Below are 12,716 nucleotides of genomic sequence, written 5' to 3'. Positions count from 1 at the left end.
GATCTTTATCAGAATCGTTCTTTAAAAATTTGGGTATGTGATAGAAAGATAGACTGGATAGCACTTTCACTGGTGTTTATTCAGGCTAAGGTAAAATTTGTGAGTTTAATCGCGAATTTTCGGCGAATGTCGTCTTCACAGTATAACCAGATTGCTTGGGGTTATATGGTCAAGTGAAGAAGCGCATACGGTGGATGCCTTGGCAGTCAGAGGCGATGAAAGACGTGGTAGCCTGCGAAAAGCTTCGGGGAGTCGGCAAACAGACTTTGATCCGGAGATGTCTGAATGGGGGAACCCAGCCATCATAAGATGGTTATCTTGTACTGAATACATAGGTGCAAGAGGCGAACCAGGGGAACTGAAACATCTAAGTACCCTGAGGAAAAGAAATCAACCGAGATTCCCTTAGTAGTGGCGAGCGAACGGGGACTAGCCCTTAAGTGGCTTTGAGATTAGCGGAACGCTCTGGAAAGTGCGGCCATAGTGGGTGATAGCCCTGTACGCGAAAGTCTCTTAGTCATGAAATCGAGTAGGACGGAGCACGAGAAACTTTGTCTGAATATGGGGGGACCATCCTCCAAGGCTAAATACTACTGACTGACCGATAGTGAACTAGTACCGTGAGGGAAAGGCGAAAAGAACCCCGGAGAGGGGAGTGAAATAGATCCTGAAACCGTATGCGTACAAGCAGTGGGAGCAGACTTTGTTCTGTGACTGCGTACCTTTTGTATAATGGGTCAGCGACTTATATTCAGTGGCGAGCTTAACCGAATAGGGGAGGCGTAGCGAAAGCGAGTCTTAATAGGGCGTTTAGTCGCTGGGTATAGACCCGAAACCGGGCGATCTATCCATGGGCAGGTTGAAGGTTAGGTAACACTGACTGGAGGACCGAACCGACTACCGTTGAAAAGTTAGCGGATGACCTGTGGATCGGAGTGAAAGGCTAATCAAGCTCGGAGATAGCTGGTTCTCCTCGAAAGCTATTTAGGTAGCGCCTCATGTATCACTGTAGGGGGTAGAGCACTGTTTCGGCTAGGGGGTCATCCCGACTTACCAAACCGATGCAAACTCCGAATACCTACAAGTGCCGAGCATGGGAGACACACGGCGGGTGCTAACGTCCGTCGTGAAAAGGGAAACAACCCAGACCGTCAGCTAAGGTCCCAAAGTTATGGTTAAGTGGGAAACGATGTGGGAAGGCTTAGACAGCTAGGAGGTTGGCTTAGAAGCAGCCACCCTTTAAAGAAAGCGTAATAGCTCACTAGTCGAGTCGGCCTGCGCGGAAGATGTAACGGGGCTCAAACCATACACCGAAGCTACGGGTATCACGTAAGTGATGCGGTAGAGGAGCGTTCTGTAAGCCTGTGAAGGTGAGTTGAGAAGCTTGCTGGAGGTATCAGAAGTGCGAATGCTGACATGAGTAACGACAATGGGTGTGAAAAACACCCACGCCGAAAGACCAAGGTTTCCTGCGCAACGTTAATCGACGCAGGGTTAGTCGGTCCCTAAGGCGAGGCTGAAAAGCGTAGTCGATGGAAAACAGGTTAATATTCCTGTACTTCTAGTTATTGCGATGGAGGGACGGAGAAGGCTAGGCCAGCTTGGCGTTGGTTGTCCAAGTTTAAGGTGGTAGGCTGGAATCTTAGGTAAATCCGGGGTTCTAAGGCCGAGAGCTGATGACGAGTTACCTTTCAGGTGACGAAGTGGTTGATGCCATGCTTCCAAGAAAAGCTTCTAAGCTTCAGATAACTAGGAACCGTACCCCAAACCGACACAGGTGGTTGGGTAGAGAATACCAAGGCGCTTGAGAGAACTCGGGTGAAGGAACTAGGCAAAATGGCACCGTAACTTCGGGAGAAGGTGCGCCGGTGAGGGTGAAGGACTTGCTCCGTAAGCCCATGCCGGTCGAAGATACCAGGCCGCTGCGACTGTTTATTAAAAACACAGCACTCTGCAAACACGAAAGTGGACGTATAGGGTGTGACGCCTGCCCGGTGCCGGAAGGTTAATTGATGGGGTTAGCTAACGCGAAGCTCTTGATCGAAGCCCCGGTAAACGGCGGCCGTAACTATAACGGTCCTAAGGTAGCGAAATTCCTTGTCGGGTAAGTTCCGACCTGCACGAATGGCGTAACGATGGCGGCGCTGTCTCCACCCGAGACTCAGTGAAATTGAAATCGCTGTGAAGATGCAGTGTATCCGCGGCTAGACGGAAAGACCCCGTGAACCTTTACTATAGCTTTGCACTGGACTTTGAATTTGCTTGTGTAGGATAGGTGGGAGGCTTTGAAGCGTGGACGCCAGTTCGCGTGGAGCCATCCTTGAAATACCACCCTGGCAACTTTGAGGTTCTAACTCAGGTCCGTTATCCGGATCGAGGACAGTGTATGGTGGGTAGTTTGACTGGGGCGGTCTCCTCCTAAAGAGTAACGGAGGAGTACGAAGGTGCGCTCAGACCGGTCGGAAATCGGTCGTAGAGTATAAAGGCAAAAGCGCGCTTGACTGCGAGACAGACACGTCGAGCAGGTACGAAAGTAGGTCTTAGTGATCCGGTGGTTCTGTATGGAAGGGCCATCGCTCAACGGATAAAAGGTACTCCGGGGATAACAGGCTGATACCGCCCAAGAGTTCATATCGACGGCGGTGTTTGGCACCTCGATGTCGGCTCATCACATCCTGGGGCTGAAGCCGGTCCCAAGGGTATGGCTGTTCGCCATTTAAAGTGGTACGCGAGCTGGGTTTAGAACGTCGTGAGACAGTTCGGTCCCTATCTGCCGTGGACGTTTGAGATTTGAGAGGGGCTGCTCCTAGTACGAGAGGACCGGAGTGGACGAACCTCTGGTGTTCCGGTTGTCACGCCAGTGGCATTGCCGGGTAGCTATGTTCGGAAAAGATAACCGCTGAAAGCATCTAAGCGGGAAACTTGCCTCAAGATGAGATCTCACTGGAACCTTGAGTTCCCTGAAGGGCCGTCGAAGACTACGACGTTGATAGGTTGGGTGTGTAAGCGCTGTGAGGCGTTGAGCTAACCAATACTAATTGCCCGTGAGGCTTGACCATATAACACCCAAGCAATTTGCTTAAGAGCGAGTTGCGGTGTGTGAAGACGAAACGAACCGAAAGTTTGCACTACTCACAAAAGCACCACAAAGCTATTACATACCCAATTTGCTGAAGCGTCGAAAGACGAGTCGGCACACCGAATTTCTTGACGACCATAGAGCATTGGAACCACCTGATCCCATCCCGAACTCAGAAGTGAAACGATGCATCGCCGATGGTAGTGTGGGGTTTCCCCATGTGAGAGTAGGTCATCGTCAAGATTAAATTCCGAAACCCCAATTGCGAAAGCAATTGGGGTTTTGTTTTTGTGCGACAAAAAATGCCTCATCCCCCGCAACACTCATGTTGGTCCTCTCAGCTGTCACCGCTGCGTGACAGTGCTAAGGTTCGGCCCTAGCTTTTGCATTTTCCAAGGAAGCCCTTATGCCGGACGCCACGTCCCTCAGCGCTGGTTTTATGGTGGTTCACGGTAACCGCCTGGACGAGTTGCGCAGCCTGGTGGTCAGCTGGATGCGGCGTTACCCCTTGGCGCCTCTGGAGAATGAGATCGCCCTGGTCCAGAGCAACGGCATTGCCCAATGGCTGAAGCTGGCACTGGCTGAGGATCCCGAGGAAGACGACATGGGCGGCTGCGGCATCGCCGCCGCCATCGACGTGCAACTTCCCGGCAGTTTCATGTGGCAGCTCTATCGCATGGTGCTGGGACGCGATGAAATCCCGCCCAAATCCCTGCTGGATAAAGCACCGCTGACATGGCGCCTGATGCGACTCTTGCCCGAGCTGATCGATCAGCCGCACTTCGAACCGCTACGACGTTTCCTTACTCACGACACGGATCTGCGCAAGCGCTATCAATTGGCCGAGCGCCTGGCTGACCTGTTCGACCAATATCAGGTTTATCGCGCCGACTGGCTGGAAGACTGGGCAGCAGGACGTCACCAACTGCGCAGTGCTCGAGGCGAGCCCAAGGCCCTGACCCCCGCCAACTGCTGGCAGGCCGAACTGTGGCGTGCGTTGTTGCTGGATGTGGGGGAAGAGGGTATGGCGCAGAGTCGCGCCGGCGTTCACCAACGTTTCATCGAACGTATTCTCAACCTGGAAAAGGCGCCACAAGGGTTGCCCTCGCGAGTGATCGTTTTCGGGATTTCCTCCCTGCCGGCACAAGCCCTTGAAGCCCTGGCTGGATTGGCCCGCTTCAGTCAGGTTTTGCTGTGTGTGCACAACCCCTGTCGTCACCATTGGGCAGATATCGTCGCCGACAAGGACCTGTTGCGCCATCAATACAAACGTCAGGCGCGCAAGGCGGGAATGCCCGCGGTGCTAGACCCACAGACCCTGCATCAGCATGCCCATCCGCTGCTCGCCGCCTGGGGTAAACAGGGTCGTGACTACATCAACCTGCTCGACAGCTACGACGATCCCAACAGCTATCGCTCAGCCTTTCGCGACGGTCGTATCGACCTGTTCAGCGAGAGCCAGCCGCAGACCCTGCTGAACCAGCTGCAGGACGATATTCTCGAATTACGCCCGTTGGAGGAGACTCGCCAATTATGGCCGGCGATCGATCTGCAACAGGACAAGTCGATCCGTTTTCACATTGCCCACAGTGCCCAGCGCGAAGTGGAAATTCTCCACGACCAACTGCTCGCGCGCTTCAGTGAGGACCCCGAATTACGTCCGCGAGATGTGATCGTGATGGTCCCGGACATCGACAGTTACGCGCCGCATATTCGCGCGGTCTTCGGTCAGCTGGAGCGTGACGATCGGCGTTTCATTCCATTCACCCTGACAGACCAGGGCCAGCGTGGCCGCGACCCATTGCTGATTGCCGTGGAGCATCTGCTCAAGCTGCCGGACAGCCGTTTCCCCGTCAGCGAAATCCTCGACCTGCTGGATGTCCCGGCATTACGCGCCCGCTTTGGTGTAGACGAAGCCGATCTGCCGACCTTGCATCGCTGGATCGAAGGTGCCGGCATCCGCTGGGGCATGAACGCCGAACAACGGGTCGACCTGGGACTGCCGGAAGAACTGGAGCAGAACAGCTGGCGTTTCGGCCTGCGCCGCATGTTGCTGGGCTACGCCGTGGGACGCTCCGATGCCTGTGAGGGAATCGAGCCTTACGATGAAATCGGCGGCCTGGACGCGGCACTGATCGGGCCGCTGGTGGCCTTGCTCGATGCACTGGAGACGGCGTATCAGAACCTCACCTTGCCGGCTTCGCCGCCGCAGTGGGGCGAGCGCCTGCAAGCCCTCACACAGCAGTTCTTCCTGGCCAGTACCGAGCATGACGACTACCTGCTGAGCCAACTCGAAGACTTGCGCGAAACCTGGCTGGAAACCTGCGAGTCGGTCGGCCTGTGCGATGAGCTGCCGCTGACTGTGGTCCGCGAGGCCTGGCTGGCCGGCCTGGACCAGGGGCGTTTGTCCCAGCGCTTCCTGGCCGGTGCGGTGAACTTCTGCACGCTGATGCCGATGCGCGCGATTCCATTCAAGCTGGTATGCCTGCTGGGGATGAACGACGGCGACTACCCGCGGGCACAACCGCCGCTGGACTTCGACCTGATGGGCAGCGACTACCGCCCCGGCGACCGTTCGCGGCGTGAAGACGACCGTTACCTGTTGCTGGAGGCGCTGCTTTCGGCGCGGGATCAGTTGTATGTCAGTTGGGTCGGTCGCAGCATTCGCGACAACAGCGAACGCCCGGCTTCGGTGCTGATCGGCCAGTTGCGCGATCACCTGGCCAGTGGCTGGAAGCTGGCGAATGACCAGGACGACCTGCTCCACGCCATGACCCAGGAGCATCCGTTGCAACCTTTCAGTGCCCGCTATTTCCATGAGGGCGATGGACTGTTCAGTTATGCCCGTGAGTGGCAGCTGTTGCACCAGACCCAAGCGTCTCCTCAAGCGCTCGAGCCTCTGGCGCCCTATGTCCAGGAAGAGCCTTTAAGTCTGGGGCAATTGCAGGACTTCCTGCGCAACCCGGTGCGGCACTTCTTCAGCCAGCGCCTCAAGGTGTTCTTCGAGGCGGCCGACGCGCCCTTGGCCGACGAAGAGCCTTTTGTGCTCGACGCGTTGCAACGCTACAGCCTGAGCGACAGCCTGCTGGAGGCGGCGTTGAACAGTGCCGATGATCCGGACCAGGCCTTGCAGGCCCAGGCGCAGCGGCTACAGGCCAGTGGCTTGCTGCCCATGGCCGGTTTTGGCGAGAGCCTGCAAAGAGAACTGATCGAGCCCTTGCCGGATCTGCTGATGCGCTATCGGCAATTGCTGGAGTTATGGCCAATCCCCGTCACCAGCGCCCTGCCGATTACCCTTGAACTCAATGAGGTGAAACTCGAAGGCTGGTTGAGCGGCCTGCACCAACGCAGCGATGGTGGGTTGCTGTCGGTCACCACCATCCCCAACAGCATTGGCTCAGCCAAGACCCGCAAGTGGCACCGCTTGACCCGGCCTTGGGTCAATCACCTGGTGGCCTGTGCCAGTGGTTATGTCTTGACCACCGCGCTGGTGGCCAGCGACGACACCTTATTGCTGCCACCTCTGGATCGCGAATCGGCACTGCAAAGCCTGGGCGATCTGTTGCTGGCCTGGCAGGCGGGCATGTGCCAGCCGCTGCCGGTAGCCGTGAAAACCGCTTTTGCCTGGCTGGGCCAGAGCGACCCGGGCAAGGCCGAAGCCGCGGCGCGCAAAGCTTATGAAGGCGACGGCCAGACCAGCGATGGCGAGCGTCGGGAAAGCCCGGCCCTGGCGCGCCAGTACCCGGACTACAACGCGTTGATCGCCGATGAAACCTTCAGCGGCTGGGTTGAGGCGCTGTACCGCCCACTGTTGCAGGCGCCCTGGCGCTCCGCGGCCAATGGGGAGGCAGACGCATGACCCGGCAAGCACCTTTGGCCCTGGCGTTCCCGCTACGGGGCAGCCAACTGATCGAAGCCAGCGCCGGTACTGGCAAGACTTTTACCATCTCGGCGCTCTACCTGCGCCTGGTGCTGGGACACGGCGGCGAACTGGCCGGGTTCGGTCGCGAGTTGCTGCCACCGCAGATTCTGGTGGTGACCTTCACCGACGCGGCGACCAAGGAGCTGCGTGAACGGATTCGCACCCGCCTGGCTGAAGCTGCGCGCTTCTTCCGCGAGGAAACCACCGCGCCCGACGCGCTGATTGCCGAGTTGCGCGATCAGTTCGCCGCCGAGCAATGGCCGGGTTGCGCCAGCCGCCTGGATATCGCCGCGCAATGGATGGATGAGGCCGCGGTCTCGACCATCCACAGTTGGTGCCAGCGCATGTTGCGCGAGCACGCGTTCGACAGCGGCAGCCTGTTTACCCAGACCCTGGAAACCGACCACAGCGATCTTCTGGGTGAAGTGCTGCGCGATTACTGGCGCCTGTTTTGCTACCCGATGCAGGGCGATGCACTGAACTGGGTACGGGCCAACTGGGGTGGACCCGCGGCCTTGCTGCCAAGGGTGCGTGCGCTGTTTGGCAGCGAGCGTGAAGTGGATCAGGAGCAGACTCCGGCTCAACTGATCGAAGCTTGTCTTTTGGAACGACGCGCCGCCCTGGTGCAGCTCAAGGCACCCTGGCTGCAATGGGCCGCGCAGCTGCGGGAGATCTGCTTGCAGGGCGTCGCCAGCAAGGCGGTCGATGGCCGCAAGATGCAGGCGCGTTACTTCGAGCCCTGGTTCGAAAAGATCACCGCCTGGGCCGAAGACGAGGCCATAGAGCAACTGGATATCGGCACCGGCTTCAGCCGCCTGACCCCCGAAGGCATGGCCGAGGCCTGGAAGGGCGATGCGCCGGATCATCCCGCACTGGAGGCCATGGTCGGGCTCAAGGCCGCGCTCGATGCCTTGCCGAGCCCCGACGCCGCGGTGTTGCAACACGCCGCGCGTTGGGTCGGCGCACGCTTCGAAGAGGAAAAGCGCCGGCGGGCCGAGATGGGCTTCGACGACATGCTGCTGCGCCTCGACGCCGCGTTGCAGGCCGAGGGTGGCGAGCGGCTGGCGACGCTGATTCGCGAGCAGTTCCCGGTAGCCCTGATCGACGAATTCCAGGACACCGATCCGGTGCAGTACCGGATCTTCGAAAGCATCTACCGCATCGAGGACAACAATCCCGAGACCGGCCTGTTCCTGATCGGCGACCCCAAGCAGGCGATCTACGCCTTCCGTGGCGCGGACATTTACACCTACCTGCGCGCTCGCCAGGCCACCAGCGGCCGCTTGCATACCCTGGGCACCAACTTCCGTTCCAGCCATGCCATGGTCAAGGCGGTGAACCACGTATTCGAGCGTGCCGAATCCCGTGAGCAAGGGCGCGGCGCGTTCCTGTTCCGGGAGAAAAACGGAGAGAACCCGGTGCCGTTCCTGTCGGTGGCATCCCAGGGGCGCAAAGAGCAGTTACAGAGAGAAGGGCAGGTGGTGCCGGCGCTGAATATCTGGCACCTGCCCACGGAGCAAGCCATTTCCGGTGCGCTGTACCGGCAGCAACTGGCGGCGGCCTGCGCCAGCGAAATCGTCACCTTGCTCAACGGCGGGCAGCAGGCCAGCGTGGGCTTCGCCCGTGACGGCCAGCCCTTCAAGGGCTTGCTACCGGCGGACATTGCCATTCTGGTCCGCGATGGCAAGGAGGCTCAGGCCGTGCGTGGTGAGCTGGCTGCGCGCGGAGTGCGCAGCGTGTACCTGTCGGACAAGGACTCGGTATTCGCCGCCCAGGAAGCCCACGACCTGCTGGCCTGGCTCAAGGCCTGTGCCGAGCCGGATATCGAGCGCCCGCTGCGCGCCGCACTGGCCTCCATCACCCTGAACCTGCCGCTGGTGGAGCTGGAGCGCCTGAACCAGGACGAATTGGCCTGGGAAAGCCGGGTCATGCAGTTCCGCGGTTATCGCCTGATCTGGCGCACCCAGGGCGTGCTGCCGATGCTGCGACGCCTGCTGCATGACTTCCAGTTGCCCCAGGCGTTGATCGCCCGTAGCGATGGCGAACGGGTGCTGACCAACCTGCTGCACTTGTCCGAACTGTTGCAGCAGGCGGCTGCCGAACTGGATGGCGAACAAGCGCTGATCCGCCATCTGGCCGAGCACCTGGCCCTGTCCGGGCAGGCTGGCGAAGAACAGATCCTGCGTCTGGAAAGCGACGAACAGCTGGTCAAGGTGGTGACCATCCACAAGTCCAAGGGCCTGGAGTACCCGCTGGTGTTCCTGCCATTTATCTGTTCGGCCAAGCCGGTGGATGGCAGTCGCCTGCCGCTGCATTACCACGACGAATCGGGCAAGGCCCAGGTGACGCTGCGACCGACCCCGGAGCTGATCGCCCAGGCCGACGACGAGCGTCTGGCCGAGGACCTGCGCCTGCTCTACGTGGCTCTGACCCGTGCCCAGCATGCCTGCTGGCTGGGTGTCGCCGACCTCAAGCGCGGCAACCACAACAGCTCGGTATTGCACCTTTCTGCCTTGGGTTACCTGTTGGGCGGCGGTGCGCTGTTGAACGAGTCCAGTGGCCTGGCGCGCTGGCTGCAAGACCTGCAGCAAGGCTGCGAGGCCATGAGTGTCGGGGAAATGCCCAGCGCCACCGACAGCCGTTTCCATCCGCCACGCAACGACGCCACCCTGTTGGCGCCCCTGGCTCCCAAGCGGCGCGCCGCGGAAAACTGGTGGATCGCTTCCTATAGTGCCCTGCGTATCAGTGACAGCTTGGGCGCCGGCAATACCGAGGCGCCGGAAAGCCCGCAGGCGCAGAAACTCTTCGACGACGAGCGCCTCGACCCCGATGCCCCACGTGAAGTCGTGGCCAGCGGCGCGGATATCCATCGCTTCCCCCGTGGACCGAACCCGGGGACCTTCCTCCATGGCCTGCTGGAGTGGGCCGGTGACGAGGGGTTTGTCGCCGACCCCGTTGCTATCGAGGATGCCATCGGCCGGCGCTGTAATCGCCGCGGTTGGGAAGGCTGGATTCGGACCCTGAGCGATTGGTTGCGGCACCTGTTGCAACTGCCTTTGCCTGCCGGGGCGGGGCGGCCACCGGTGGTGCTCGCGCAGTTGAGCCAATACCGGGTCGAGATGGAATTCTGGTTCGCCAGCCACAAGGTCGACGTGCTCAAGCTCGACGAACTGGTGCGCCAGTACACCCATCAAGGCGTGCCGCGGGTGACCGCCGAACCGGTCCTGCTCAACGGCATGTTCAAGGGCTTTATCGACCTGACCTTCGAGCATGAAGGGCGCTATTACGTGGCCGACTACAAATCCAACTGGCTGGGCGTGGATGACGCCGCCTATACCGAGCAGGCCATGGAACAATCGATTCTCGACAACCGTTACGACCTGCAATACGTGCTGTACCTGCTGGCCCTGCATCGCCAGTTGCGCGCACGTCTGGCGGACTACGATTACGACCGGCACATGGGCGGCGCCCTGTATCTGTTCTTGCGCGGCACGGGCTCGGCCAGCCGCGGCGTGTTTTTCACCCGGCCACCCCGTGAGCTGATCGAGCGCCTGGACCGCTTGTTCCAGGGCAAACCTGAGCAGCCCAGGGCCGAGCCGGCGTGGGAACAGGGAGTATTGCTGTGATCGAGGATCTGCTGACGCCGCTGGAACCCCAGCCCCAGTCCGACCTGGCGCCCCTGGTTCGGTCTGCCGATCTGCTGCTGTTGCTCGACCGTTGGGTCGAGCGCGGCTGGCTGCGCGCCCTGGACAAGGCTTTTGTAGGCTTCCTGCATGAACTGGAGCCGCAAGGCGATCCGCTGGTGCTGATGGCCGCTGCCTTGACCAGCCATCAACTGGGCCACGGTCATGTCTGCCTGGATCTGTTCGAAACCCTCAAGGAGCCGGATTTCGCCCTGTCCCTGCCGCCGGAAGGCGATCTGCAAAGCACCGCGGCGGTACTGCCGTCGCAGGTGCTGGCGACGCTGGACGGGGCGCATTGGTGCAAGGCCCTGGCGGCCAGTCGCCTGGTGGCGCTGGCGGCCGACCAGAGCGAGCAGGCCCGCCAGCGGCCTTTGGTGTTGTCGGGCAAACGCCTGTATCTGCGTCGCTACTGGGCCTATGAGCGGCGCATCGACAATGCCTTGCGCCAGCGCCTGGCGGTGCAGGAGGAAACCCCCGAGGACCTGGCCGAGCGCCTGGGCGGCCTGTTCGGGGCGGCCAGGGCGACGGGGCCGGTCGACTGGCAGAAACTCGCCTGTGCGCTGGCCACCCGTGGCGCCTTCAGCATCATTACCGGCGGGCCGGGAACCGGTAAAACCACGACCGTGGTGCGCCTGCTGGCCTTGCTCCAGGCGCCGGCTGTCGAAGCCGGCAAGCCTTTGCGTATCCGCCTCGCGGCGCCTACCGGCAAGGCGGCGGCGCGCCTGACCGAATCCATCAGCCTGCAAGTGCGTTCCCTGTCGGTCGATGACAGCGTGCGCGAGAAGATCCCCAGCGACGTGACCACGGTGCACCGGCTGCTGGGCAATCGTCCGGGCACCCGGCACTTCCGCCATCACGCCGGCAACCGCTTGCCGCTGGATGTGCTGGTGGTCGACGAAGCCTCGATGATCGACCTGGAGATGATGGCCAATCTGCTCGATGCGTTGCCGGTGCACGCGCGCCTGGTGTTGCTCGGCGACAAGGATCAATTGGCCTCGGTGGAAGCCGGTGCGGTGCTTGGCGATCTGTGCCGCGATGCCGAGGCCGGCTGGTACAGCCCGCAGACCCGCAACTGGCTAGAGGCCGTCAGCGGCGAACAATTGGCGGACAGCGGTCTGCAGGAAGACAACGTCGGTACTCACCCGCTGGCCCAGCAGGTGGTGATGCTGCGCCACTCCCGGCGGTTCGGCGAAGGCAGCGGTATCGGCCAGCTGGCACGCTGGGTCAACCAGCAGCAGGCCGAGGAAGCGCGCCGCCTGTTGGCCGCCCGCAGCCACGCCGACCTGTATGGCTTGAGCCTCAAGGGCGAGCAGGATCGCGCCCTGGAGCGCTTGCTGCTGGAGGGCCACGGTGACGGGCCGCAGGGTTACCGGCATTACCTGAGCCTGCTGCGCGGCCAGCGCCCGCCTGCCGATACCGCGCTGGAAGATCCGCGCTGGACCGCCTGGGCCCGCGATGTGCTGCAGGCTTTCGACCAGTTCCAGTTGCTCTGCGCGGTGCGCAAGGGGCCTTGGGGTGTCGAGGGCTTGAACCAGCGGATCACCGCGGCCCTGTTCAAGGCGCGGCTGATCGAGAGCGATCAGCAGTGGTACGAAGGTCGTCCGGTGCTGATGACCCGCAACGATTACGGCCTGGGCCTGATGAACGGCGATATCGGCATTGCCTTGAAGCTGCCCGAGCACGAAGGCGCGCAGGACGGGCGGCGGGTGCTGCGGGTGGCCTTCCCGCGCAACGACGGCCAGGGTGGCGTGCGTTTCGTGCTGCCGAGCCGGCTCAATGATGTGGAAACCGTGTACGCCATGACCGTGCACAAATCCCAGGGCTCGGAATTCGCCCACACCGCGCTGATCCTGCCCGAGGCGCTGAACCCGGTGCTGACCAAGGAGCTGATCTACACCGGCATCACCCGGGCCAAGGACTGGTTCAGCCTGATCGAGCCGCGGGCCGGGGTGTTCGAGGAGGCGGTGCGGCGCAAGGTCAAGCGCCTGAGCGGGTTGATGCTCGACCTGGGTTGAGCGCCGAGTCGCTGGCG

General features: G+C 60.9%; 3 protein-coding genes and 2 rRNA genes. All 5 read left to right on the top strand.

What is annotated here, in order from left to right:
- The first annotated feature begins 167 nt into the window (after window positions 1-167).
- The 5 genes from PVZ78_RS12900 (at window position 168) to recD (ending at window position 12,699) form a co-directional block, all read left to right on the top strand.
- Window positions 168-3,059 (top strand): 23S ribosomal RNA (locus tag PVZ78_RS12900).
- A 147-nt stretch (window positions 3,060-3,206) separates the two neighbouring features.
- Window positions 3,207-3,322: ribosomal RNA gene (rrf, locus tag PVZ78_RS12895) — 5S ribosomal RNA — on the top strand.
- 163 nt (window positions 3,323-3,485) lie between these two features.
- Complete coding sequence (gene recC / locus PVZ78_RS12890; protein ID WP_273828769.1) at window positions 3,486-6,938, top strand: exodeoxyribonuclease V subunit gamma; 3,453 nt, start codon at window positions 3,486-3,488, stop codon at window positions 6,936-6,938.
- Window positions 6,935-10,627 (top strand): exodeoxyribonuclease V subunit beta, encoded by a 3,693-nt coding sequence (gene recB / locus PVZ78_RS12885; RefSeq protein ID WP_273828768.1) that lies wholly within the window; start codon window positions 6,935-6,937, stop codon window positions 10,625-10,627. The genes recC and recB overlap by 4 nt, the downstream gene beginning before the upstream one ends.
- Entirely contained in the window at window positions 10,624-12,699 is a 2,076-nt protein-coding gene (gene recD / locus PVZ78_RS12880) for an exodeoxyribonuclease V subunit alpha (RefSeq protein ID WP_150085012.1), read from the top strand. The genes recB and recD overlap by 4 nt, the downstream gene beginning before the upstream one ends.
- The last annotated feature ends 17 nt before the right edge of the window (window positions 12,700-12,716 follow it).

The sequence above is a fragment of the Pseudomonas sp. SBT1-2 genome (assembly GCF_028640875.1).
Taxonomy (GTDB): domain Bacteria; phylum Pseudomonadota; class Gammaproteobacteria; order Pseudomonadales; family Pseudomonadaceae; genus Aquipseudomonas; species Aquipseudomonas chlororaphis_I.
This window is presented reverse-complemented; position numbering and strand designations above follow the sequence as displayed.

Coding starts and splice junctions, on each gene's coding strand:
- recC (WP_273828769.1), top strand. CDS start 3,486: ATGCCGGACGCCACGTCCCTCAGCGCTGGTTTTATGGTGGTTCACGGT.
- recB (WP_273828768.1), top strand. CDS start 6,935: ATGACCCGGCAAGCACCTTTGGCCCTGGCGTTCCCGCTACGGGGCAGC.